Source organism: Chryseobacterium gwangjuense (assembly GCF_021311115.1).
GTDB lineage: Bacteria > Bacteroidota > Bacteroidia > Flavobacteriales > Weeksellaceae > Chryseobacterium > Chryseobacterium gwangjuense.
Map to the genome: position 1 here is coordinate 454774 of NZ_JAJTNP010000001.1, position 26477 is coordinate 481250.

Annotated in this window: 26 protein-coding genes and 1 riboswitch; of the genes, 2 read left to right on the forward strand and 24 right to left on the reverse strand. The window is 34.0% G+C overall.

Features of this window, described 5'->3' with window-relative positions:
• Positions 1-89: 89 nt before the first annotated feature.
• Positions 90-629, forward strand: coding sequence for a helix-turn-helix transcriptional regulator (locus tag LV842_RS02055; RefSeq protein ID WP_233109797.1), 540 nt, complete (start codon positions 90-92; stop codon positions 627-629).
• 56 nt (positions 630-685) lie between these two features.
• On the opposite strand, the gene LV842_RS02060 is transcribed toward LV842_RS02055, so the two are convergent.
• From LV842_RS02060 to LV842_RS02175, 24 genes are all read right to left on the reverse strand, one after another.
• Positions 686-1855: a proline dehydrogenase family protein gene (locus LV842_RS02060; RefSeq protein ID WP_233109798.1), complete on the reverse strand. Its 1170-nt coding sequence runs from the start codon at positions 1853-1855 to the stop codon at positions 686-688.
• A gap of 65 nt (positions 1856-1920) precedes the next feature.
• Complete coding sequence (locus LV842_RS02065) at positions 1921-2850, reverse strand: UbiA family prenyltransferase (protein WP_233109799.1); 930 nt, start codon at positions 2848-2850, stop codon at positions 1921-1923.
• 10 nt (positions 2851-2860) lie between these two features.
• Entirely contained in the window at positions 2861-3787 is a 927-nt protein-coding gene (locus LV842_RS02070) for a mevalonate kinase family protein (RefSeq protein WP_233109800.1), read from the reverse strand.
• A gap of 82 nt (positions 3788-3869) precedes the next feature.
• Positions 3870-5348, reverse strand: coding sequence for an MFS transporter (locus tag LV842_RS02075; RefSeq protein WP_233109801.1), 1479 nt, complete (start codon positions 5346-5348; stop codon positions 3870-3872).
• A gap of 195 nt (positions 5349-5543) precedes the next feature.
• Positions 5544-6722 carry an acetyl-CoA C-acyltransferase gene (locus LV842_RS02080; RefSeq protein ID WP_233109802.1) on the reverse strand — a complete coding sequence of 393 codons (1179 nt, stop codon included), beginning with the start codon at positions 6720-6722 and terminating at the stop codon, positions 5544-5546.
• A gap of 53 nt (positions 6723-6775) precedes the next feature.
• A complete protein-coding gene (locus LV842_RS02085) occupies positions 6776-7162 on the reverse strand; it encodes a hypothetical protein (RefSeq protein WP_233109803.1) in 387 nt (128 codons plus the stop codon).
• A gap of 149 nt (positions 7163-7311) precedes the next feature.
• Positions 7312-8397, reverse strand: coding sequence for a hypothetical protein (locus tag LV842_RS02090; RefSeq protein ID WP_233109804.1), 1086 nt, complete (start codon positions 8395-8397; stop codon positions 7312-7314).
• A gap of 69 nt (positions 8398-8466) precedes the next feature.
• Entirely contained in the window at positions 8467-9171 is a 705-nt protein-coding gene (locus LV842_RS02095) for a hypothetical protein (RefSeq protein ID WP_233109805.1), read from the reverse strand.
• Positions 9149-9694, reverse strand: a complete 546-nt coding sequence (locus LV842_RS02100) for an RNA polymerase sigma factor (protein WP_233109806.1) — start codon at positions 9692-9694, stop codon at positions 9149-9151. The genes LV842_RS02095 and LV842_RS02100 overlap by 23 nt, the downstream gene beginning before the upstream one ends.
• Before the next feature lie 115 nt (positions 9695-9809).
• Positions 9810-11192: a nucleoside permease gene (locus tag LV842_RS02105; protein WP_233109807.1), complete on the reverse strand. Its 1383-nt coding sequence runs from the start codon at positions 11190-11192 to the stop codon at positions 9810-9812.
• Positions 11193-11214: 22 nt separating this feature from the next.
• On the reverse strand, positions 11215-11814 hold the full coding sequence (locus tag LV842_RS02110) for a bifunctional nuclease family protein (protein WP_233109808.1): 600 nt from the start codon (positions 11812-11814) through the stop codon (positions 11215-11217).
• Positions 11815-12015: 201 nt separating this feature from the next.
• A complete protein-coding gene (locus LV842_RS02115; RefSeq protein ID WP_233109809.1) occupies positions 12016-12963 on the reverse strand; it encodes an electron transfer flavoprotein subunit alpha/FixB family protein in 948 nt (315 codons plus the stop codon).
• Between the two features lie 84 nt (positions 12964-13047).
• The gene (locus LV842_RS02120; RefSeq protein ID WP_039372382.1) at positions 13048-13794 is read right to left on the reverse strand and encodes an electron transfer flavoprotein subunit beta/FixA family protein; all 747 of its coding nucleotides are present in this window, start codon (positions 13792-13794) and stop codon (positions 13048-13050) included.
• 150 nt (positions 13795-13944) lie between these two features.
• Entirely contained in the window at positions 13945-14652 is a 708-nt protein-coding gene (locus LV842_RS02125) for an SDR family oxidoreductase (protein ID WP_233109810.1), read from the reverse strand.
• A 79-nt stretch (positions 14653-14731) separates the two neighbouring features.
• Positions 14732-15589 (reverse strand): T9SS-dependent choice-of-anchor J family protein, encoded by an 858-nt coding sequence (locus LV842_RS02130; protein ID WP_233109811.1) that lies wholly within the window; start codon positions 15587-15589, stop codon positions 14732-14734.
• Between the two features lie 200 nt (positions 15590-15789).
• Positions 15790-16851, reverse strand: coding sequence for a T9SS type A sorting domain-containing protein (locus LV842_RS02135; RefSeq protein ID WP_233109812.1), 1062 nt, complete (start codon positions 16849-16851; stop codon positions 15790-15792).
• 111 nt (positions 16852-16962) lie between these two features.
• Positions 16963-18342 (reverse strand): dipeptidase, encoded by a 1380-nt coding sequence (locus LV842_RS02140; RefSeq protein ID WP_233109813.1) that lies wholly within the window; start codon positions 18340-18342, stop codon positions 16963-16965.
• A gap of 168 nt (positions 18343-18510) precedes the next feature.
• Positions 18511-18789, reverse strand: coding sequence for a hypothetical protein (locus LV842_RS02145; RefSeq protein WP_233109814.1), 279 nt, complete (start codon positions 18787-18789; stop codon positions 18511-18513).
• Between the two features lie 138 nt (positions 18790-18927).
• Positions 18928-20076: a class I SAM-dependent methyltransferase gene (locus LV842_RS02150; protein ID WP_233109815.1), complete on the reverse strand. Its 1149-nt coding sequence runs from the start codon at positions 20074-20076 to the stop codon at positions 18928-18930.
• A 79-nt stretch (positions 20077-20155) separates the two neighbouring features.
• Positions 20156-20605, reverse strand: coding sequence for a hypothetical protein (locus LV842_RS02155; protein ID WP_233109816.1), 450 nt, complete (start codon positions 20603-20605; stop codon positions 20156-20158).
• Between the two features lie 9 nt (positions 20606-20614).
• A complete protein-coding gene (locus tag LV842_RS02160) occupies positions 20615-21766 on the reverse strand; it encodes a methylmalonyl-CoA mutase family protein (RefSeq protein WP_233109817.1) in 1152 nt (383 codons plus the stop codon).
• A 104-nt stretch (positions 21767-21870) separates the two neighbouring features.
• Positions 21871-22227: an FtsB family cell division protein gene (locus LV842_RS02165; RefSeq protein WP_233109818.1), complete on the reverse strand. Its 357-nt coding sequence runs from the start codon at positions 22225-22227 to the stop codon at positions 21871-21873.
• A 1-nt stretch (position 22228) separates the two neighbouring features.
• Positions 22229-22843, reverse strand: a complete 615-nt coding sequence (gene udk, locus LV842_RS02170) for a uridine kinase (protein WP_233109819.1) — start codon at positions 22841-22843, stop codon at positions 22229-22231.
• A gap of 133 nt (positions 22844-22976) precedes the next feature.
• Positions 22977-23438 carry an Lrp/AsnC family transcriptional regulator gene (locus LV842_RS02175; protein WP_233110057.1) on the reverse strand — a complete coding sequence of 154 codons (462 nt, stop codon included), beginning with the start codon at positions 23436-23438 and terminating at the stop codon, positions 22977-22979.
• A gap of 154 nt (positions 23439-23592) precedes the next feature.
• Positions 23593-23776: riboswitch (cobalamin riboswitch) on the forward strand.
• Positions 23777-24133: 357 nt separating this feature from the next.
• Here LV842_RS02175 and metE point away from each other — a divergent pair.
• Positions 24134-26449 (forward strand): 5-methyltetrahydropteroyltriglutamate--homocysteine S-methyltransferase, encoded by a 2316-nt coding sequence (gene metE, locus LV842_RS02180; RefSeq protein WP_233109820.1) that lies wholly within the window; start codon positions 24134-24136, stop codon positions 26447-26449.
• The last annotated feature ends 28 nt before the right edge of the window (positions 26450-26477 follow it).

A 26477-nucleotide genomic window follows, 5' to 3' on the forward strand; every position in this document is an offset into this window, starting at 1 on the left:
TTGTCAATAAATTTAAAATTGTTTACATTTGTGTTTTGCATTTGTAAACTTTATTTTTACATTTGTAACACGATTAAAAATCAATTTTTATGAGTTTAAACGAGAGAATTTCCAAAGTTATAGAGTATTCTAATCTTACCTCTTCCGAGTTTGCTGACGAGATCGATGTTCAACGTTCTTCTATTTCGCACATCACTTCGGGAAGAAACAAACCGTCTTTGGAGTTCATCATAAAAATAAAATCACGCTTCCCTGAAATTCTTTGGGACTGGTTGGTAACAGGTGAAGGGCAAATGCTGAAATTCGATTTGCCTGAAGCCAAAGAAATTCCTGAATCAACAACAGAGGAAGAAGTTTCAAAACCGACTTCCCTTCCCGACCTTTTTACGATGATGAATAATGATGAAGATTTCGGGACTGAAGAAACTGAAATTATACCTCCAAAACAAAGTCCTGGAGAATCGTTTATACCGCCCCAAAGTACAGCACAGGAAAAAATATTCGATTCTCAGCGATTAGAAAACACCTATCAACAAAGGACAAATCAAGTATCTGGAAATCAACAAAATAAAATAAAACGTATTGTTTTGTTCTATGAAAACGGAAAATTTGAAAGTTTTGAGCCCTAAAAAAAGTCTGATCAAAAAATGATCAGACTTTTTATTTTTATCCTTAAAGAAAAAGATTATTTTCCCTTTCTTCTTTCGAGTTCTTTTTTGATAAGACCTAGTTCTCTTCCGGTTTGCCCGGCAACAGAAGTATTTTCCTGAGCTCTTCTGGTAAGATATGGAACTACATCTTTTACAGGTCCGTAAGGAAGGTATTTTGCCGCATTATAGCCTTTATCAGACAAATAAAATGTAATATTATCACTCATCCCGTAAAGTTGTCCAAAATACACATGATGATTCCCGTTTTCAAGGTTTTTAGCCTTCATTTTATCCATTACCAGCTCAGAAGAGATCTCGTTGTGTGTTCCGAAGAAAGCAGAAACTTTATCCAGATGATTCATTACAAAATCAATTCCTGCATTGTAGTTTTTATCTGAAGATTCTTTGTTAGGCTGAATCGGATCTGCATATCCTTTTTCCGCTGCTCTGGCTCTTTCTTTTTCCATATAAGCACCACGAACAATTTTATAGCCGATAAAATATCCTTTTTCTCTCGCTCTTTGAAGATGCTCTTCCATGTATTCCAATCTTCCGGTTCTATACATTTGAATGGTATTCCAAACAATAGGTTTTTCCTGATTGTACTTTTCCATCATCTCTTCACAAAGTTGATCAGCTGAATCCTGCATCCAGGTTTCTTCTGCATCTACCATTACTTTTTTATCATTTTCATGGCATAATTTACATACTTCATCAAACCTTTTTACGACTCTTTCCCACTCTTCTTTTTGGCTTGAAGTCAGTTCCGTATTCTTGCCTACCGCTTCATACAAATCGATTCTACCAAAAGCAGTCGGTTTAAAAACGATAAACGGAATCGCAGGATTTCCCACAGAAAATCGTACAATATCTTTGATTTCGTTACATACAGCATCAAAAGTTGCTTCATCTTCTTTACCTTCAATAGAATAGTCGAAGATACTTCCAACTCCTCTTTTGAACAATTGTTTCACTACTTTCATACTTTCTTCACGGGTTTCACCACCGCAAAACTGTTCAAATAAAGTATTTTTTACAATTCCGGTAACAAAAGGAAAATCATTGTGAACGGTGAAATTAAGAACAGAAGTTCCAATTTTAGTCAGTGAAGGCTGTTCGATCATTTTGAACATCCAGTACGCTTTCTTTAACTGTGCATCAGATTTATCTGCAAACGCAACTTGAGTATCGTTAAAAATGGGCATTATAATTATATAATTTAGGGTTTTGCAAAGGTAAGCATAACCTTAGTTTTTTTAAAGATTTTTTTCTACAATTTACTTTCAATTCCGTTCAAAAGCATTGAAATAATTCCGACAAAAACCCAAAATCTTAATATATTGAGGGTCAGAAAATTGCTTTTTTTAAATTGATTCATCAAGAGATAAATACAAAAAATCATTACAAATAAGCCCCCTGTAAAATAATAGGCCATAAAGCCCGAAATTCCGGTACGGGTAATTAGTTTCATTGAAACTGCCATGGTAATGATGAGCAAAGAAATGATAATTATTTTTGTGTTTTTGCTTTTAAAATAATTGGGAATTGTAATGTATCCAAATGCTTTATCGACACTTTTCGTTAATGTATCTTTCACGATATCAATACATAAAAGAATAAGAAACAGAAAGATTGCCATCAACAACACTTTCTTAGAAAATGTTCCATAATAAACCATCATTCCAAAAAAAGGATACAAAGTAAGACTTACAAAAGTGAGATTATTGATGATTAAAATGCGGCTCAGTTTATGACTGTAAAACCACATAAAAAATTGATATACAACAAAGAAGAAGAATACACGATGCGAAATCATCCAGGCAACTCCTAAGGACAAAACGCTCAAAACCAAATAAGCATATAAGAAATATTTTTGCTTGATAAAGCTCTGAATCCTTGTTCTGAAAGGTTTTACCAGATGATCTTTCTCAAAATCATAAAACTGATTGATAATTCCACCTGCTAGAATGGTAAGTACCGTACAGAAAATGATCCCATGAACCTTAAAATCAAAGACAAATTTTCTGAAGTTTTCGTCCTGATTAAAAAGAAAAAACGTGGAAACATAGAGTGCAAATGTAAGCAAAGCCGCTACAAAAAAGCGGGCTCCCAAAAGAAAGCCTACAAACTGTGAAAATCTGTAAAATAGAGATTTTGAGATATAATTTTTCTGTTGGAAAGTTTCTTTTTCAGAATTCATTCCAGGCTATTTAAAATCTGTAAATAACTTCTTTTTGGAAACCGTCAAGCATTTTTTCTGCTTTCTCATAGTCTTGAGTGAAGCCTAAAATGTATCCACCACCGCCACTTCCGCAAAGTTTCAGATAATAAGCATTAGAATCCAGACCTTTTTTCCAGATATTAAAGATACTTTCAGGAATCATTGGACGGAAATGTTCGTAAGCCCAATGAGAAAGCTTTTTAAGGTTTCTAAAGAATGGATTCATATCTTTTTTAAGGAAAGCCTCAATACAAGCATTATTGTAACGGATAAACTCTTCTTTCAGCGTTTTACGGAAACCTTCGGTCTTCATTTTTTCAAAGAAAATCTGAATCATTGGTCCGGTTTCGCCTGTAATCCCTGAATCGATTAAGAAGATTGCACCTTTTCCGGTCTGACCTTCCGGAATAGAAACTTTGTCTAAATTTTCTTTATTTTCGATAAGAATCGGAAGGTTCATATAACAGATCAAAGGATCCATCCCAGAACTTTTTCCATGGAAATAGCTTTCCATTTCTCCAAAAACGGCTTTCAGATTCTTTAAATTATCTTTAGAAATAGTTTCTGGATTAAGCTTTTCTAGCGAATATTTTTCAAAGATAGCGGCTACCAAAGCTCCTGAACTTCCCACTCCGTATCCTTGTGGAATATTAGAATCAAAGAAAAGTCCGTTTGAAATATCTTTTTTAAAACGGTCAATATCAAGTTTGAAGTCTCCTGAGAAACTCAAATCCGCTAAATAATCGGAATATTTGAGTAAATGAGCATTCGATTTTTGTTCAAATGCCGAGTTCAGATCAGAATATTTTAAAGTTCCTTTATAAAAACTGTAAGGTACTACCAAACCTTGGGAATCTTCAATCATTCCGTATTCACCAAACAAAATTATTTTTGCGTAGAATAAAGGGTTTGTCATTTCTTTAAAACAATTTTAAAAGCTTACTGCAAAGTTACTATAATTCTGCTGAATATTAACAAATTTTAAGCCATACTCTATGTTAGAGCTTAGATTTTAAGAATCTTATCAGAATGGCTCCCACTGCAAAAAATGCCGACATTGTAATAAAAGCATACTGCATATTGTGGAACTTCTGAATAAATACACTGAAAATAAGCATTCCGCAGATGATTGCTATTTTTTCCAGTACATCATAAAAGCTGAAAAATGTTGTATTTTCCATAGAATTTTCCGGCAATAATTTAGAATACGTAGATCTGGACATCGCCTGAAGACCTCCCATTACTAAACCGATCAAACCTGCTAAAGCATAGAACTGCATCTGAAGATTCGGGTTTTCTTTATTTAAAGAATAGGCTGATAAACAACAGATAATCCATATAATAACGGCAATTGTGATTACATTTTTGTTCCCGATCTTTTTAGATAGTTTTGAGAATAGGAATGCTCCGAAAATTGCAATAATCTGAATCACCAAAATAGTAATGATCAGTTTATATTTATCTGCTTCTTTCGGGAAAATTACCGTACTTCCGAAAGGTACCGCCATTAGGAAAATAGTCTGCATTCCTACACTGTAAAAGAAGAAACTCGACAAAAAGAATTTCAATCCTCTATCAGAAAAAAGCTTATTTCCAACACTGAAAAGTTCTTTAAAACTTTCTTTAGCAATATCTTTATAAAAGCTGATATTATCTTTTAACACTTCAAAAAAACCGCCTTGTTCTTCGTGTTTTTTAAAGATGTTTTTATAGTTTAATAGAACCAAATCTTTAGGAAGTTTTTCTTTCACATCTCCAAACTGAGGCAAATGTTTGAAGGTATATTGTGAGAAACCAAACCACCAAGCTCCTGTTAATAAGAAACTAACTCTTATGTATATTTTAGCCTGTTCAGGACCTTTAGCAACCATTTGAATCAATACCAAACAGATAATCAACAAAACAACAGAGCCGATATAACCATAAATATATCCTTTGGCAGAAAGTGCATCCTGTTTTTCAGGGGTTGCAATATCCGGTAAAAATGAATTATAAAACACCAAACTTCCCCAGAAACCGACACTTGCCGTAATACTGAAGAGTAGTCCTAAAAATACATTTTCCATGCCTGTAAACATCGCTAATCCCATACAAGAAGTTGCTCCGAGGTAGCAGAAAAACTGTAGAAATGATTTTTTATTTCCAATCGTATCCGCCAAAGAAGATAAAAACGGAGATAAAAGTACCACTAAAAAGAATGATATAGCATAGGAAAAACTTAAAACCGCTTCCGGTTCGTAACCTTCTCCGAAGATTTTAATCATATTTCTCACCGGAATTTCCTGAATTTCCTTTGCTTCCGGAACATATTCTTTTTTATTGTAAGCCGTTGTAAGAATGGTATAATAAATTGGGAATATTGCAGAGGTAATAACCAAAGAATATACTGAATTTGCCCAGTCATACACAGCCCAGGCTTTCATTATTTTTGGATTATTCTTTATGATTTGAGGTTGTTGATTCTCAATTTCAGACATTTCAAATAAGTATTAGTAGCACAAAAATAACAAAACCGTTGAATATTCGGAGGTTTTTATTTTCTTTCGGCTAAATTTTATCATTGGGTTAAAATTCAGGCACTTTTTTCTCAGAATATTTTTCATCATTAATCATAAAAACAAAAAATCCGAAAGCATATCACTTCCGGACTTTTATCTACTATTAAAAAAATATTACATATTCTCAATAACAATAGCAGAAGCACCACCACCACCATTACAGATAGCTGCAGCACCATATTTAGCATTGTTTTGTTTTAAAACATTGATCAAAGTAACAATAATTCTAGAACCTGAGCTTCCTAGTGGGTGACCAAGAGCTACTGCTCCACCGTTTACGTTTACTTTAGAAGCATCTAATCCTAAGATTTTATTGTTTGCCAATCCTACTACCGAGAAAGCTTCATTGAATTCGAAGAAATCAATATCTGAAATTTCTAATCCTGCTTTTTTAAGAGCAATTGGTAACGCTTTTGCCGGAGCTGTAGTAAAGTTTTCAGGTTCCTGAGCAGCATCAGCATAAGAAACGATTTTTGCTAAAGGCTTAAGACCTAATTCTTCCATTTTTTCTTTAGAAACAAGAATCAAAGCAGAAGCTCCATCATTAAGTGTTGAAGCATTTGCAGCAGTTACTGTTCCTGCTTCTTTTTTGAACACTGTTGGAAGCGTCGGAAGTCTGTCAAAGTTTACAGCTTTGTATTCTTCATCTTCTGCAAAAATAACAGGCTCTCCTTTTCTCTGAGGAATTGAAACTGGTACTACTTCTTCAGCAAATTTTCCTTCGCTCCAAGCTTTTGCTGATCTTTTGTAAGATTCAATCGCAAAATTATCCTGATCTTCTCTTGTAATGCTATAGTCTGTTGCGCATTTTTCTGCACAAACTCCCATATGAACTTTGTTGTAAACGTCTGTAAGTCCGTCAAGAACCATTCCGTCCAACATTTTTACATCTCCTAATTTTGTAGCGTTTCTTGCATTATAATAATGAGGAACTGAAGACATGTTTTCCATACCTCCTGCAACGATTACGTCTGCATCACCTGCTTTAATTGCCTGTGCTGCCATAGAAACCGCTTTCATTCCTGAAGCACAAACTTTGTTTACCGTAGTAGATGGTGTTTCAATAGAAAGTCCAGCTCCCAATGCAACCTGACGAGCCGGAGCTTGTCCTTCCCCTGCCTGTAGAACGTTCCCCATATAGATTTCCTGAACCAATTTCGGATCAAGACCAATTTTATCTAATGCTCCTTTTACAGCCACAGATCCTAATTTTGTAGCCGGAACTGTTGATAAACTTCCCATAAAACTTCCCATAGGAGTTCTTACTGCGGAAACAATGAATACCTCTTTCATGTGTATATTTTTATTTTTTATTAATTGTTAAAACCTTTCGGTTACATTATGTTTTAATTCTTTGTATTGTCTTTAACAAATATCATCAGGAAAGTTCCTAAAAATTCTATCAGCCAGCCCCATTTTAGCTTAACGACCCCTGCAAATGTCTCTCTCCAAGATTTAAATGGTAAAAAACTAAAATATTCTTTAGTTTGAAACTTAATTGCAAATAAGGTAAAGCAAAATAACAGCAATAACAGAATTCCAAAGATTCTTCCTATTTTAATATTATTATTCACAATACCAAAAACAGCACAAGCGGATAAAATCCAGCATGCAATGGCTAAATAATGATCCAGCTTCCAATAATTCCAATTTCCAATAACAGGAACGTGAACTAAAGGTAAAAAGCTACCGATAACCACTAAAATTAACCCTACTAATTGAATATTTTTCATATTTCTTAAAGTGCCAAAATACGAAAAAAAAAACACTTAAAATAAGCGTGTTTTAAAAACAGGTTATTTGCAGACAATCAATTATTAATAATAAAATTTTTAAAATAAATTTAAATAATTCATAAAAAACAGCAAATATTATTATTAATTTAAAAATCAACACTTACAATTTCCACTCCAATTTGTAATGCATATTTCTTCTTCAGGTCCGCATTATTGTTGAATGTGGGCGTAAAATCTTTTTGAATAAATAAATTGAACCCTCCGTAACCTATTCCCAATTTTGCACCACAAACAAAACCGTTGACTCCCTGCATCACTTTTTCTCTCTCTACAATTTTTTTAGAATATTCGGTTGAATATTTATTATAAATCGTACTTCCTGCTCTCACTCCACCATAAATTCCCGTAACAAGACTTAATTGGCTCTTTCTGTTATCTAAATAGGTTCCCCTTTGATATTCTGTATATTTAGGATTCAAAACAAATCTAAATTCCAACGGAACGTAAACGTATGTATTATAGAGCCCGGTCTTTTTCAGATCCCCTTTAGTAAACTCATTTACAACAAGTTGATGATCTTCCTGATTGAATGCTTTACCGTATTTTGGCGTATAATAATCATTTCGCATTCCCAATCCTACACGATAAAAAAACGGACTTTTAAAGCCTCCTATCTGATCTTCATATCGTAAAGAAAAATTCACCGAATTATAAACCGTGTTTTTAACATCAGAATCTTTACTGTAGAACCTAAACGGTTCGTCTTTTGAAGTAAGATTTGCCCCTACGAAGCTTATAGACAATCTTACAGAATGTAAATAATCTTTAGGCGTCTTTACCTTTTTTCCAAAAAACCTCAATTTTCCATTGTAGGTATCCAGACTGATTTTATATTTGGGATCGTGGGAGTTAACCACCGTATTTTTAACCAATTCTTTGGTCGCCTCTTCCAAATTTCCCTTTTCGCCGTCTACTTTTTCATTGATAATCTGCTCATACTTTGTGGCAATTTCTGTTCTTTGTTTTTGTTTTTCTTCTGAAGATATTTTCTTTTCTTTAAAGCTTTTATCTACTTCATTCAGTTCAACATTCATTTTTGATTTTTCCGAAACTAAAATGCTGTCGATTTTATTAGAATAGATTTTCATATGAGAATCCATTGTAGGGTTTTCTTGTGAATATCCGTACATAAATGCAAAAGCAGCAACAAATGTGGTAATTTTGGTTTTCATAGGTAAGACATTATTTTACTTCCTGCTCTTTTTCAGGAACAGTATTTTAGGTTATAAAATTAAATTTGATTATTTCAGAGAATCCGAAAATATAGTAAATCCTAATATTTTCAGGGAATTTGGGCTCTTCACCTTAATTTTAGAGGCATCTAAGACTCCAAACTGTTTATGAACATTTTGGTTTTCTTCCCGGGTTTTATCAAATTCTCTTCCCAAAAGAAGTTCATCTGCATTGATGTATTTTGTTTTTTCTTTCTTTACTTCTGCAAGTACAGGAAGATTTAGAGTTTGATTTTCAATTTTTACAGGTTGAACATCTACATTTGCAAACTGTTGTGATTTATCTTCTGAAATTTGGGACTGAATTATTTTATTTTCTTTTTTCAGATGAGAAACTTCTTCAGTAGTTGTTGTATGATTTTCAGCGACAATTTTTCCTTCATTTTTATCTGCTTTTTCTTCATTTGAAACAGCATCTTGATTTTCAAACTCCGAATGCATGGGATTCATTGTTTTTTCTACATTCTTTTTAGCGACATAATCTATTTGCTGATCATCAAATCCGGTTTTATGACGGTTAAAATAATACAAGCTTCCAAAAGAGAGTAAAAGAATAATAACAGCCGCATATTTCCACCATTGAAAAACAGGTTTTAAGACCATTTCAGGTTCTTCTCCCAACTTTCCTTCCAGTTGACTCCAAAGATCGGAAGAAGGCTTTATTTCAAGCTCTTCGTAGTCAGATTTCAATTTATTTAGCATACTGTTTTTCATCTTTCTTTTGTTTTAAAAAATCTGCAATCCATTTTTTAGATTTACTGAGCTGGCTTTTGCTCGTCCCTTCTGAAATATTGAGCATTTCTGCAATTTCATGGTGTTTCTTTTCTTCAAAGACATATAAATTGAAAATCAGTCTGTATCCATCCGGCATTTTAGAAAAAATTTCATCCATATTGATCTCCTCTATTTCTTCTTCCCAGTCTTCATCAATATTTCCTATTTCATTGATTTCAACATCTGTGTAAAGTATATTTTTACTTTTCCTGATGAAGTTTATCGAATTATTAATTACGATTTTCCTCAGCCAAAACGGAAAGCTTTTCCATTCTCTACATTCATCAATTTTGGAAAAACAGATCAAAAAAGAATGCATTAAGATATCTTCTGCATCATGGAGGTTATTAACGTAGGAATTCGAAATAGCAAGCATTTTTGCCGAAAACATTTCGTAAAGCGCTTTCTGCCCTCTCCGATCTTGTTTTTTTGCTAATTTAAAATTCTCCTCTATGTTCTTCATGTATCTGTTTCTATCTATAAGACGAAAAGTTTGTCAAATGGTTGCCTGAAAGACAAAAAAAATTGCACTTTTTCTGAAAGTGCAATTTAATATATTAATGATCAACGAAATAAAATTAATGATTTACATTCGCTACATCTTTAGGATCATGCTTATGTTTAAACAAAAATGCAAAAAGAAGGGCAAGAACCAAAGCATATGCTGCAAAGGCTAACCAGATATTTGGCCAGTCTCTTAGCATTACTGCAGATGATAAAGTACCATCCGTATTTACTGCAGAATTGAATGTATTTTTAAGAATATCTAAAAAACTCTGATTATCGGGTGTTGTATCCAGATAAGACGATAATTTTGCAGCATCCGTAAATTTGTGGGTGAAGAATTTATCAATGGCCCAACCTGCAATATTACTTCCGAAATAAGCTCCGAAACCATTGGTCATCATCATGAATAATCCTTGTGCAGAAGAACGGATCTTTTTATCGGTAGTTGTTTCCACGAAAAGCGATCCCGAAATATTAAAGAAATCGAAAGCCATTCCGTAAACGATACACGATAAAATAATCAATGAAACTCCATATCCATCCGGAGTTCCGTAAGCAAAGAACCCGAATCTCAATACCCATGCAAACATCGAAATCAGCATTACTTTTTTAATTCCGTATCGTTTTAAAAAGAAAGGAATCGCCAAAATAAATAAGGTTTCAGAAACCTGAGAAATTGACATAACAATCGTCGATCTCTGAACTACAAATGAATCTGCATATTTAGGGAAATGAGAAAATTCACTCAAAAAAACATCTCCATACGCATTGGTAAGCTGCAACGCCGCTCCTAAAAGCATCGAAAACCCAAAGAACAATGCCATTTTATAGTTCCCGAATAATTTGAACGCGTTCAGTCCTAATTGTTCAACCAAAGGGGCACTTTTATCTATTAATTTCTGTGGCGGACATTTCGGCAAGGTTAAAGCATAAATTCCCAAAATAATAGCTGCCGCTCCTCCAATATAGAACTGACCTTCTGTAGCTTTATTTCCTGTAAGATTGGTCACCCACATTGCGACAATGAAACCTATAGTTCCCCAAACACGAATCGGGGGAAAATCTTTAACAACATCTAAATTGCTGTTCTTTAAGACCGTATAAGAAATAGAGTTGGCAAGGGCAATTGTCGGCATATAAAAGCACATTGCGACTAGCATTACATAATAAAAAGAATCAGGATTTTCTGTATGAGGTAAAAAGAAAAGAACCAAACCATACAAAATTTGTAAAGCTGAAAAAATTCTTTCTGCATTTACCCAACGGTCGGCAATAATTCCGGTAATAGTCGGCATAAAAATGGAAGCAATTCCCATTGTTCCGAAAACAGCTCCAAATTGCGCTCCGTCCCAATGTTTAGTACCAAACCAGAAGTTAGCCATCGTAATCAGCCAGGCTCCCCAAACGAAGAACTGCAAGAAACTGAGGATGGTCAGACGTAGTTTTAAATTCATAAGTCAGTATAAAATATCTCTTTTAATCAATTTTCTTTTTTCTCCTTTTGATTTCTTCCTGAATCTCTAAAGCGGTGTCATAATCTTCTTCTTTTACCGCTTCTTCGAGTAATTTTTGAAGTTCTTCCATAGAAACAGATCTCAAATTATCTTCTGTCTGAACCGTTTCAGAGAAGGATTGATCTTCTTTAGCTACCTCTTCCAGTTCAAGAAGAATTCCTGCTTCATTTAATACTTGTTGAGTGGTAAAAATAGGAGCATCAAATCTTACTGCCATTGCTACTGCGTCAGAAGTTCTTGCATCCAAAACCAGTTCTTCATTATCAGCTTTATTTTTAAAGTTGATATTTGAGAAGAAAACTCCGTCTACAATCTGATAAATGATTACAGAAACCAGTTCATAATTAGCAGAAACTATAAATTTTGTGAATAAATCATGTGTAAGAGGTCGCGGCGGATGAATATCTTTCTCCAGACCAAGAGAAATGGATTGTGCCTCGAAATTTCCTATAACAACAGGTAACTTTATATGTGTTTCTTCATGTTCCAATAACAATGCGTACGCTCCTGATTGGGTCTGGCTGTACGATATTCCGCGAATAATTAGCTGTTTATAATCCATAACTACAAATATAATCTAATTTTTCATAGTTGTTTTTACTTTTTAAGACAAAAATAAAAGCCCGGAAGCCGAGCTTTTATCTATGTTATGTGCATTAATGAATAGTGAATTTTATTTCATAAGTCAATTTTGCTTCGCAAGTGAATTAATTTACTAAAAAATTGACAAGCGCAGCGAATTGACCATTGACAATTCACTTTTTTATCCTTTTAATGCTTTAATTTTCTCTGTTAATGCAGGAATAATCTGGAAAGCATCTCCTACTACACCGTAATCAGCTGATTTGAAGAACGGAGCTTCAGCATCACTATTGATTACTACGATCGTTTTAGAAGAGTTAACTCCAGCCAAATGCTGAATAGCTCCAGAGATACCCACTGCGATATAAAGATTTGGAGAAATCGCTTTACCAGTCTGCCCTACGTGTTCTGTATGAGGTCTCCATCCAATGTCAGAAACAGGTTTAGAACAAGCTGTAGCAGCTCCTAAAACATTTGCCAATTCTTCGATCATTCCCCAGTTTTCAGGCCCTTTCAATCCTCTACCTGCAGAAACTACGATTTCAGCTTCTTTTAAGTCTAATTTCCCTGAACTTTGCTCGTGAGAGATTACTTTAGTATCTTCATTCGCAACAGAAAGGTTTTTAACTTCTTCTGAACCAGAAACTGCATTTTCTTTAACACCGAAAGCGTTTTGAGAAACCGTAATGATTACTCCTGCACCTTCAGATTTTGCATGCATGAAACCTTTTCCAGAGAAAGATTTTCTTTTCACCTGAAACGGAGAAAGGCTTTCCGGAGCTGCAATAGCGTTAGTGATTAAAGAATGTCCGTTCATGATCGCCAACATAGGAGCGATAGAAGAAGCATCTGTTGTATGAGGGAAAACGATGATATTTCCGTTTGCCACTTCACTTACAGCCTGAGCATAAGCTTTAGCTGAGAAGCTTTTAAGACCTTCGTCTTTGATATTGATAACATTTGATGCTCCATATTTGTATAATAAATCTGAAGAATCTGTAGGGTTTACAGAAATTGCCGTAACTGTTTCACCAGCCTGGTCTGCTACTGCTTTAGCATAAGCTACTGCTTCGAAAGCCGCTTTTTTGTAAACTCCGTTTATATTTTCTGCGTATACGAATACTGCCATTTTTTTGAATTTTAAAAATTAAAGGTTTAGGTTTAGGCTAAGATTTAGAAATTTAAACCTCAAACTCAGCCTTGAGCCTCAATATTAGATAACTTTCGCTTCTTCGTGAAGTAATCTTACCAATTCATCCAAATTATCCGGAGAAACCAATTTTACAGCAGCTCTTGGAGGAACACTGTCATAAGAAACTCCCTGAACTTTCACCTCAGAAGAAGTCGGCTCAACCACCTGTAAAGGTTTTGTTCTTGCAGACATAATTCCTCTCATGTTTGGAATAATCAAATCTTTTTCATCCACTAATCCTTTCTGACCAGCAATTACTGCAGGTAATTTTACAGAAATAGTTTCTTTTCCTCCTTCAATTTCTCTTACCGCAGTAGCTTCACTTCCGTTTACATCAAGACCTACAGATGCATTTACGAAAGGCTGATTCAACAACTGAGCTACCATTCCTGGAACAGAACCTCCATTATAATCAATTGATTCTTTACCGCAAAGGATTAAGTCATAACCACCATTTTGAGCAACAGCAGCGATTTCTTTTGCTGTAGAATAGCTGTCTTTAGGGTCTAAATTTACTCTTACTGCATCGTTTGCTCCGATTGCCAAAGCTTTTCTTACAACAGGTTCTGTAGCAGCATCACCTACGTTGATTACCGTTACAGTAGCTCCCTGAGATTCCTGAAGTTTAACTGCTTTTGTTAACGCAAACTCATCTAACGGGTTGATTACCCACTGAATTCCGTTTTTGTCGAAAGCAGATTTGTCTGCTGTGAAGTTAATTTTGGAAGTAGTATCCGGAACACTACTAATACAAACTAATATTTTCATGTGTACTATTTTATTGTTTCTCTTTTTGTATAAAAAATTAAGGAATTTTATACCGAGATTTTGTTTGAATTAATTTTTGCTAATATAATTAAAATATATATTATGCATGCATAATACTTATTATTTTACTATTCAGCGCATTAGATGTTTTTAATTGGCTGGCTTTGTTGCCCTAAACTCAATCTTACTGGGTAAAACTCTCGGATTCATTTTTAAAATATCTAAAACCAGGTTTCCCATATCTTCCGGCTGAATCTTCCAGGCATCTTTTTCCGACGGGATATTTCCGTTAAAATGAGTGGCTACAGAACCCGGCATAATGACAGTTGATTTAATATTATATTTTCTCAAATCAATCATCGCTGCTTGGGTAAAGCCCACTACTCCAAATTTTGAAGCATTGTAACCCGTTCCGTTTTCAAAGAAATTTGTTCCGGCAAGGCTTGAAACCGTGATATAATATCCTTCCGTCTTTTTTAATTCTTCCACTGAAGCTTTTAAAGTGTAAAAAACACCCGTTAAGTTGGTTTCAATCATATCATTCCATTCTTCTGCAGAAAGCTCATCTACGGGCTTAAAAATTCCTAAACCAGCATTAGCAATCACAAAATCCAATCTTCCGAACTTTTCTCTGATAGAATTTATGGCTTCATTTTCGTTTTCAAGACTCCTAACATCAGAAACAATTCCTAAAACATTCTGAGAAACTTGTTTTAAATCTTGTTCAGCTTTTTCAACATCCTCTCTTTTTCTCCCCGAAAATGCCACCGAAACACCATTTTCCAGTAAAATCTTTGCAATTCCAAAACCTATTCCTTTTGTTCCCCCTGTTATATAAGCGACTTTGTTTTCCAACATACCCGTATTATTTTAAGTTCTTAAAAATAACAAAAACGCTCCAAACGGAGCGTTTTAATATAACTAAAGATTTATTATCTTATTTTTTGACAATTTTTTCAGTTGAAACCCCATTATCTGTTTCTATATTGAGGATATATGTTCCAGCCGGAAGACTTCTAACATTAACTCTATTGCCCTCAAATTTTACATCTAATTTTCTTCCTGTAAGATCAATCACAGAAACTGCATTAATTTTAGAATCTGTTTTAATATTAACAAAATCACTTGTAGGATTAGGGAATATAGATAAAGAAGTTTTTTTACTTGCAACATCACTTACCGCTAAAGTAGATCTATCAACAGAGAAAGTATCTATACCAATCAAATCTGAATTACTTCCACTAGGTCCACCATCTGTTACATAGTATCTAAAACCAAATTTAACAGGGATGGGTGTTCCACCAATACCTGAGATAGTAAAGCTATATTTAGTCCAAGTTTTGGGATAAACAAAGCCTGCTACTAAAGTAGGATTCACAGTAACACCAACATTGGTAAAAGATCCAACATCAGCAGCTCCCGATGAAGGATTAACTGTAGTTCCCGCTACACTATATCGCAGTTCTAGACGATCAGGATAATCTGTAGTTCCATCTGTTCCTTTTCTGGTATAGAAACTGACTACATCTCCATCCTTAACACTTACAGCAGGTGTTATCAACCAATTACTAATTGTACCTGCACCTGTAGTACTGTTAAAGTTCACCAAAGCAAATGAATTATTTCCTCCTGCTTGTCCAACAGGAACTGTAGTTGTGTTTCCACTTCCAAAAATAGCACTTGACAGAGGGGTTGTATAAGTTGCTTTGCTCCATATTGATGCTCCAGCAGGGCTACTCTGATTAGTCAGTACCCAATCTACAGCAAAAGCAGTATCAAATCCATAATTATACACATTTGTTGTTTGTGCGTTAGTAAAAGCTAAGCTTAAAAACGAACCAATTAATAAAATCTTTCTCATAGTATTATTTTTTAATTAAAAATAATAATAAATATTTAAAAATCAAACATTTAAATAAAAAAGAGTGATTTTTTTTTCAAAAACAAAAAACCGCCCCAATGGAAGCGGTTTTAATATGGTAAGATTTATAATTTTTACTTCTTGATAAATTTCTCAGTAAAAATTCCATCTTTTGTTTCAATATTCATTAAATAAGTTCCAGCAGGTAATTTTTTTACATCTACTTTATCACCATCTAATTTTACATTTAATTTTCTTCCTGTAAGGTCTACAACAGAAATAGTATTGATTTTAGAATCTGTTTTGATATTTACTACATCTGATGCTGGGTTAGGATAAAGAGTAATACTATTTTTAACGCCAGCAATTGTATCTACCTCATTTGTTGATAATGTTGCAGAAGTTCCAAACTGTGCTGTAATATTATCAAATGAAACCTGATTACTAACAGTATTACCTGTTGATGTGATATTATAGAAATAATAATCTTGTGCTACCATCCCAGGTATTAAAGAGTAACTTGTACTTGTAGTAGAGGTAGAGCCGCTTCCTGTAGGATAACGCCAAGTGGAAACCCCTGTAGTTTTATTATATTCATATATTAAAGTATACCAAGTATTAGCAGTTAAAGTTAATCCTGGTGCAGCGATTAAGTTAAATGAATAAGTTGTTGGCCCTAATGGTGTTGTAGTTGTGGGAGGATTAGGAGGTACAAGGTTATTAGCTGTTGCAAGTCCCGTAAGTACTTTAGTTGCATAATTATAAGCAAAACCTCCAAGAGTTCTACTTACAGTGCCATCCATACCCCAAACTCTCATCTGAACTGTACCGGCACCCGTCGATAGCCCTGTATAAAAATCAAATTTAACCTGCAAAATATTGTTTGCTGTTGTTGCTGTTGCTGTTGTTAATTTAGCTGCAATTCTTGTATTCAGTGTTGAATTTGCTGTGGCATCATAACTGCTATAACTAGCAACTGTTAATGATTTACCATGTGTAGCATCAACAGTACCTATCTGATAATCAGAATTTGCCCCATAAAGAGTGTACCAACTATTTTGCCCAGCAGTAGCTCCAGTTACATCTGTACCAACATTTCCATTAGTTAATGTTTCAAAATTTTCAGTAAAAACTACCTGACCAAACATCATTACTGTCGAAGAAGTTAATAACAAAGAAGATAAAAATCTTTTCATAGTTTAATTTTTTATAAAAGTAAAAATATATATTTAAAAACCAAAGTCTTATGAAGAAAATCCTCAAGAAAATTTTCTTGAGGATCAAATATTTTTTTTAAAATTCAAAAATTATTTCGAATAATTCTCAAAAAACAAAGGAATACTTTCAATTCCTTTATAGAAATTGAATAGACCATAATGTTCATTTGGAGAGTGAATCGCATCAGAATCTAACCCGAATCCCATTAATACAGATTTAGCACCTAAAACCTGCTCAAACATTGCGGTAATAGGAATACTTCCTCCTCCTCTGTACGGAAGAACTTCTTTCCCGAATGAAGATTCCATTGCCTGTTTTGCAGCTAAGAATTCTTTTGTATCCGTTGGCAAAACGTAAGGCATACCTCCGTGATGTGGAGTAACTTTTACTTTCACATTATCCGGAGCGATTTTCTCAAAGTATTTTGTAAATTTTTCTGTAATTTCTTCCGGAGTCTGATAAGGAACCAAACGCATTGAAATTTTAGCAGAAGCTTTAGAAGGAATAACTGTTTTAGCACCTTCTCCTGTGTAACCGCCCCAAATTCCGTTGCAATCTAAAGTCGGACGAATAGATGTTCTTTCCAATGTAGTATACCCTTTCTCACCTTCTACTCCATTTAATCCGATAGACTTCTTAAATTCTTCAGGATTATCTTTCAATTTATTCATATCCGCTCTATCAGCATCAGAAACAGTCTCTACATTATCATAGAACCCGTCGATTGTAATATGACCATCTTCATCAATCAATTTAGCAATCATTCTTGAAAGCACGTGAATCGGGTTTGGAACCGCTCCTCCATAAAGTCCTGAATGCAGATCTCTGTTTGGGCCTTCGATTTCTACCTCTACGTAACTCAACCCTCTCAAACCTGTTGTAACAGTTGGCTGCTCGTTGCTATAAATATGGGTATCAGAAATTAAAATACAATCACAAGATAATTTTTCTTTATTTTCATTAACGAAATCTCCTAAACTCACTGATCCAACTTCTTCCTCACCTTCTAAAATAAATTTAACATTACAAGGAAGAGCATTGGTTTTCATCATCGCTTCAAAAGCTTTCAAATGCATGAAAAACTGTCCTTTATCATCTGCAGAACCTCTTGCAAAAATCGCTCCTTCCGGGTGAAGCTCAGTTTTCTCAATATAAGGCTCAAAAGGTGGTTTTGTCCACAATTCTAATGGATCTGCCGGCTGAACATCATAATGCCCATAAACCAAAACCGTTGGTAAGTTTTTATCTAAGAACTTTTCACCAAAAACGATAGGATATCCCTTTGTCTGGCAAATTTCTACATTATCTGCTCCCGCATTTTTAAGGTGTGTTGCCACTACCTCTGCACATTTTAAAACGTCATCTTTATACGCCGGGTCCGCAGAAATAGAAGGAATTCTCAATAACTCAAATAATTCATCCACGAAACGTTGCTTGTTTTCGTTGATGTAATTTAATGTCTCTTGCATTGTAAAAATATATTTCGTTAAAAGTAAAAAAATTGCCCCGCAGGAGCAAACAAAAACATATAATTTTCCTCAGGTTTATTATCAACTGATAATTACAATACTTATCCGTTTTTAATCTACAAAAAATGTCCCGCAAACTGCAGGACATTCTTTATATTGTACTTATAATTAGTGTTCAGCTTTTGGAGCTTTTTCAGCTTCAGCAGGCTTTGCAGCAGCTGTGCTATCCATTTTTGGAGCTTCAGCTTCGTGCTTTTCTGCAGTTGTCTCTTCTGTATGCGCAGCAGCAGCTTCATGACCGTGACCATGACCTCCACCTTGAGGATCATCAGAATATCTTTCAACACCTTCTTCAAGTTTTAAAGTATTCTTATTTCCTCCAGCCTGAATTTTTTTACAGCTTACAGCAACAGTTGCAAGAGCTAAACATATAACTAATTTTTTCATATGTAAAATTTATTTTTTTAAAGATCATATAAAATCGTATTATTTCAGCCGTTTATAATTGTTTTAACAGCAAACGATTTCATACTTAAATTTTTAATTGCCCAAAATTAAGAAATCCTACATTTTTCGGCAACATTTTTATACTGATTTTAGTATTATTTTTCCTTTTTTGGATTGTGTAAAAATAAGATAACTTTCTCCACCATCTTTTACACCGTATTTCTTCTTAATTTCTTCGGGTTTTAAAGGATAATTTTTTGAAATAATATTAAACTGACTTTTCTTTTTAATCTGCTTAGCATCAATCATTTCCATTTCTAGTATTCTTCCCGGAAAATCATTGAGCTTTTCACTTGAAGTATAAAGATGGGTATTCGGATACAACTTTTTCAGACCAAATTTTCCTGAAATTAAATTAAAAACTCCCGCTTTTAAAATCGAATGATTCGGAATATAGATCCATTTTTCAGGTTCACCATATTCTGTATGAGCATTTTCTTCTTCACCGAATGTAAATGTAAAGGTTGATTCCCCGCTTTCAAGGTTCACACAATTACAGATTATTTCTCCTGAACTTTTGTTAGATAAAAAGACAACAATCTCTTTTACATCATTTTTTAAAGCAATAATATCAATTCTAACAATGTTCTGTAAAACGGAAACAAGATATTTCAAATCGATTAAAGGAGATAATTTTATCACTACTTCATCAGAAATTGACAATAATTTTTCCTGAATTTCAAGAATATTTGGAGATAAATCCTCCAATAGAAAAACTTTATTTTTATTAAGGTCTCTTCGGGCAGGATCCAGATAAATTACATCAAAAGTTTCTTTGTTTTGATTGAGAAAATCTTCCAGTTTTTGATTGATAAACCGTGCTTTTCTTTCTAAAATCTTCCAGTTATTTTCAACAATTTCTAGAAGATCAGCATTCTGTTCAATTAACGTAATGTCATCAAAATTTTTAGATAAATAATAAGCATCAATCCCGAAACCACTCGTTAAATCAATAAACTTTTTACCTTTTAAAATTTCAGATTTGTAATGGGCTGTTTTCTCTGAGGACGATTGTTCTAAATTTAATTGCGGAGGAAAAATAACTCCCTCTTTCAATAAAAAAGGAAACTTTTTCTGTGCGACCTGCTTTCCTTTGATCTGCTGAACAATTTCCTGCATAGAAACTTCAGGAAACGGAGACTTTTTCAACAACAAAGAATGCAAATCTGTGTTTAGATTTGCATTGATGTATTTTTGAACGTCTTGATTTAATATCTTGTTTATCACAGATTTTATACAACTTTTTTATGATCTAAAGTATTCCATCTTAAAAAACCGATCCGTTTTTTATTTCATGAATAAAATATTATAAATCAGATTCTTTTTTAAGTAAAATTGTATCAGGAGAAAGTGGGTCTATTTTTTCTGGATTTTTCCTTTCATTATCCGCATAAAAAAGGATTTCTTTATCTTTTGTAAATTCAATAAGTCCTGACATAAATTCATTTTCAACCACCCCTGTTCCGTCATTACAAACAAAAATCACCTTTATTTTAAACGGCTTTACAGAATCGTCTACAAAATATTTTATTTGTGCAAATTTACCTTTATAGGGACCTTCAGGAATCTCGAATTTTTTCCCGTCCATTATCATATCATCGAAACTGAAAGAAATAATTCCATCAGAAAAAAAAGTAATATACCCTTTTTTACCCTGATCTATTCCCATCCATTTTCCATGAAGATCTTTTGCAGTCTGAGAAAAGCACATTCCGAAAAAGATCAAAAAAAGAAATAGTAAGTTTTTCTTCATCATAACAAAGTATTATTCAAACATTTCAGCCCAACGAACGGCTTTTATTTCATTTTGGTTATACAATTCCTCAATAGATTTTTTAACCTCTAATTTTGGATATAAATTGACTCCTATCAGTTTTATTTTCCCTTCTTCAACCCATTTTTGCTCTTCTACTGCATGATCGTAGATTTTCTTCTGAACAATACCTTGTTTCAAAAGCTCAAGATAACCTCCCGCTTCTTCAATTTCAACAAACAAAGCCCATGCTTTTTCAGCAATTTGCTGGGTAATGCCTTCTACATAATAACTTCCATTAGAAGCATCCTCAAACACATTAATGATACTTTCGTAAGCCAAAACAATCTGTTGCTTGAAAGAAATTTCTTCAGAATTTTCTGTACTTCTGTCAACCAAATAATTATTGGTAAAAACCGCATCAGCACCTCCAATCATTGCAGAAGCCAATTCCAGCGTAGAACGGATCAAATTATTTTCATTATCCAAAACTGCTTTATTTCTCAAAGAAGTTTCAGCAAAAATGTATGGAATTTCATCCAAACCATATTCTTTGGAAAGTTGATTCAAAACTATTTTAAATGCTCTCAGTTTTGCCATTTCAAAGAAATAATTTCCTCCAATCGCAATTCTGAAAATCAGTTTATTTAGTATTTCAGCACCATATACTTCCGCCAATTCTTTCGTTTTAGCCAAAGCAATCCCCAATTGCTGATAGATTGCAGCACCTGCATTTTGGTGAAGAGAAATATCTACGCAAATGTTTCTTTTAAATTCTTTTGCCAACAATTCTTTTACCAGTTGATCATTAATTGTAGCTTCTTTTTCATCAAAAACATCAATTAAAGAGAAATACTGATCTTCCTCTTTCGGACTGATGTGTCCAGCCAAGTCCACATTGTTTACGAAAATTGTTTTCTCCTCTAAGTTTTCAACATTTTGATCCAGAATAAATGCAAATACATCATCCTCTAAACTTTCATGATATTTCGCCACCAAATGGGTACTTTCCTCTATTTTTGGCAGATTTACCAATGGTTTCTGCACCGAATCATAGAATGGCTTCACCTGAATTCCTTCCAAATTTTCTTTGGTAAGAATCGGATAAATATCTTCTGTTTTAAGCTGTTTCTTTACTAAATTTTCCCAGGCTGTATTTGACATAGTTTTATTTTGAATGTGAATTGTGAATAGTCAATTCGCTTTGCTCGTCAATTTTAAAATTCACTTGCGAAGCAAAATTCACCATTTCGATTTCACTTTTAGAATTATTTTTTCGCAATATTCGCACTATCTACTACCAAAATAAAGATCTCTTCATTCGGTTTTTTCATGAAATAGTTTTCTCTTGCGTATTTTTCTTTTTCAGATTTATTGTTCATCAATTTTTTATAAAACGCATCATTTTTTTCATATTCAGTTTTATAATATTGAAGTTGGTCTTCGTATTTGCTAATTTCTCCATTCAGTTCATTAATTACCAAAAACGAAGTTTTATCAAAGAAAATCATCCATACCAGAAACAGGCAAATGGTAAGCGTATATTTATTCAAAACATATTTTTGAATCAGCTTGAACGTTTCAGACTTGGGCTGGATGTCTTTAATAAGGTTGTTTTCTTTCATTTTAATGTTTTCTCAACGAATTTTTAATAACAGTAGTTAAAAAATCAATCGCTACGGAATTCTGCTTCATATTCGGGATAATCAAATCGGCTTCGTTTTTTGAAGGCTCAATAAATTCCTGATGCATCGGTTTTAAGGTCGTTTGATAACGGTGCAGTACTTCGTTCAGATCTCTTCCTCTTTCTTGTGTATCTCTCCTGATCCTCCTGATCAATCTCTCATCAGAATCGGCATGAACGAAGACTTTTAAATCAAATTCTTTCAGCAATTCTTTGTTGGTAAGTACTAAAATTCCTTCTACGACCAATACATTTTTAGGTTCTACAGTAACATGATCTCCGGTTCTGGAATGAGTAACAAAGCTATAAATCGGCTGCTCAATCGGCTCATTATTTTTTAAAGCTTTTACATGTTTCAACATCAATTCAAAATCTATAGACTTAGGGTGATCATAGTTTAAAGCTTCTCTTTCTGTAAGCGTAAGATTTTGATTATCATGATAATAATTATCCTGAGAAAGGATATTCATTCCCTCAACATCAAGTTGCTGAAGGATCTTATCAACAACTGTAGTTTTGCCGGATCCTGTACCTCCTGCAATTCCTATTACAAGCATTCTTTTTTTGTTTCTTTATAGTTTTTACAAATATACTATTTTAGATGAATGCAAATAAAATAATTGAAGATGTAAAATTTTGAACAAAGGAAAACAAATTTTTAATTCATTAATAAGTAAATAGATACAAGAATTATATATTAACCCCGTGAATATTCTTCACCTCCGCCATCACAAAAGTGCTATGTGTACTTCCTATAGAATCTACGGAACCTAGTTTATTAAAAACAAAATCCTGATAGTGTTTCATATCTCTTACCTGAACTTTTAATAAGAAATCAAAGTCTCCGGAAATATTGTAACATTCAGCCACTTCATCAATTTTTAAAATATCTTCCACAAACTGGTTTCCTACAGAACGATCATGAATTTTTAATTTTACCTGACAAAAAACCGTAAAACCCCGGTTTAGTTTTTCTGCTTCCAGAACGGCAGCATAATGCTTGATATATCCTTCCTGTTCCAGTCTTTTCATCCGTTCAAAAACAGGTGAAGCAGAGAGATTAACTTCTTTCGCCAGTTCTTTTACCGTTAGTTTTGCATTTTTTTGGAGGATTCTTAGCAGTTGAAGATCCTTTTCATCCAGTCTTTCCACAGAATAATATTCTTTTTTCGATTTCAATTTTCAAATTTACAGAATATTAATCTTTTAAAAATAAATAAATCAAAACAATATTCTTATTTTAATCATTAAATTAAATCAATATACTTTAATTGATATATTTGAATCCTATTTTGTTCTTTAACATACTTCATCAAACGGAAAAGGTTTTACTTAAGGTAAATTAATAGGGAATCGTGTGAAAATCACGAACTGTCGCGCAACTGTAAGTAACACACAAAGGTTTTTGTCTGCGTATATCCACTGTGCAAACGGGAAGGATGACAACAACTGTTACAAGTCAGGAGACCTGCCTGTTCCGAATTGACAATGCTCTCGCGGGTTGGAGTTTTTTGGTCAGACAGATGATACTTTTGAATGTATTGGGTTTAAAATTTTAATTACTTTTAAACGCAAAGATTTTTTATGATGGCATCTTAATTTTTTAAGGAGCAAAGAATTACGATAAATCGTTGATGAAGCTAATGGATAAATGAGTGCTTCTTACAATCAATGAAATTGATTCCTCTTTGTCTCTTAAATATTTTGAAATTTAAATTAAAGCTTTGCGTTAAAAAAATACGTCCTCATTGTATCTCCTCTATTCCATTAAACTTCTTTCTACAACAGCATTACGAAGCATCCGAAGAACTTTTACAATCATTGTCTAATTTAAAAGTTGTAAGAAAATGCAAACACACATCCTTGGCTATCCGCGTATTGGTAGCAACAGAGAACTCAAAAAAGCCTGCGAGCAATATTGGACAGGCAAAATCGCCTTAAACGACCTTTTGAAAGTCGGAAAAACCATTACTCACAACAATTGGAAACTTCAGCAGAAAGCGGGAATTGATCTTATTCCCTGCAACGATTTTTCGTATTATGATCAGGTTTTAGATATGACCTTAACGGTTGGAGCCATCCCTGAACGTTATCAGGAAATTGCTTCAAAAAAGCCTGAACTGGATGTTTATTTTGCTATGGCAAGAGGCTTCCAGCAAGATGGTTTGGATATTACCGCCATGGAAATGACAAAATGGTTTGACACCAATTACCATTACATCGTTCCTGAATTTCAAAAAAACCAGGAGTTTACATTATTTTCCAATAAAATCATTGAAGAATTCATCAGTGCAAAACAAGCAGGAATCAATGCAAAACCAGTGATTATCGGTTTGCTGACGTATTTATTGTTAGGAAAAGAGAAAGAAGAAGGTTTTGACAAATTGGATTTAGCGCAAAACTTGATTCCGGTTTATATTCAGATTTTAAAGGAACTTGAAAATCATGGTGCGGAATATATTCAGTTTGATGAACCGTTTTTAGCCTTAGATTTAAATGAAAAAGCAAAAGAAGTCTATCAATTGGTTTATACCGAAATCAGAAAACAATTTCCAAAACTCAAATTCATTATTGCGACTTATTTTGAAGGATTAAAAGACAATCTTTCACTAGCCACTTCCCTACCTGTCAATATTTTACATATTGATCTAGTTCGTAGCCCTGAACAGTTGGATGATGTTTTGAATAGTATTCCTAATACTTTAAGTCTTTCACTAGGAGTTGTAGACGGTAGAAATATCTGGAAAAATGATTTCCAACATTCACTACAATTCATTACAAAAGCCACTCAGAAAATTGGATCTGAAAGAATTTTTATTGCTCCGTCTTGTTCGTTATTACACGCTCCTTTCGACCTTGATTCGGAGAAGAATGAAGAAATTTTATCTCCTGAGATCAAACAATGGTTAGCTTTTGCCAAACAAAAAGTATATGAGATTGTTAATTTAAAAAAATTAGCTTCGGAAAACCCTGATTACAATGCTTTACAGGAATTGGCTGAAAATAAGAAAGCGATTGAAAACCGTAAAACATCTCCATTAATTCACAATCAAAAAGTAAAAGATCGTATTGAGGTGACGACTGAAGACGACGCCCAAAGAAACAATTCATTTACCATCAGAAAAGAAGTACAACAGGAAGTACTACAACTCCCTTTATTCCCGACAACAACAATCGGTTCGTTTCCACAAACGAAAGAAGTGAGAAACTGGCGTGCTAAATTCAAAAAAGGGGAATTGACCGCAGAAGAATATGCCACTTTGCTAAAACAGGAAACCGAAAGAACCATCCGTTGGCAGGAAGAAATCGGAATTGATGTTTTGGTTCATGGAGAGTTCGAAAGAAATGATATGGTGGAATATTTTGGAGAACAGTTAGCAGGATTTGCCTTTACTCAAAACGGTTGGGTTCAAAGCTACGGAAGCCGTTGTGTAAAACCTCCTGTAATTTTTGGAGATGTTTACAGACCGAATCCAATGACGGTTTATTGGTCAGAATATGCGCAATCTTTAACTCAAAAATGGGTAAAAGGAATGCTGACGGGACCTGTAACGATTCTTCAATGGTCTTTTGTACGTGATGATCAGCCGCGTTCATTGACCTGCAAACAGATTGCATTAGCGATTCGTGATGAAGTAAATGATTTAGAAAAAGCGGGAATCAGAATCATCCAGATTGACGAACCTGCTATTCGTGAAGGGCTTCCATTAAGAAAAACCAATTGGCAGAATTATCTGAAATGGGCGGTTGAAGCTTTCAGAATTTCAGCAAGCGGTGTGGAAGATGCAACACAGATTCATACGCATATGTGCTACTCTGAATTTAATGATATTATCCAGAATATTGCCGATATGGATGCCGATGTTATTACGATTGAATGCTCCAGAAGCCAAATGGAATTGTTGAATGCTTTTGCAGATTTCAAATATCCAAACGAGATTGGACCGGGAGTTTATGATATTCATTCACCTAGAGTTCCTTCCAAAGAGGAAATGGTAGAATTGCTGAAAAAAGCACAAGCCGTTATTCCTGCACAGCAACTTTGGGTAAATCCTGATTGTGGGTTGAAAACCCGTCATTGGGATGAAACGGAAAAGGCACTGATTGCGATGGTGGAGGCTTCTAGGGAAGCGAGTAAGGAGTTTACTTTGCAGGCGCTTTGATTTTTTGATTTTATTTTTCAGGAGCCTT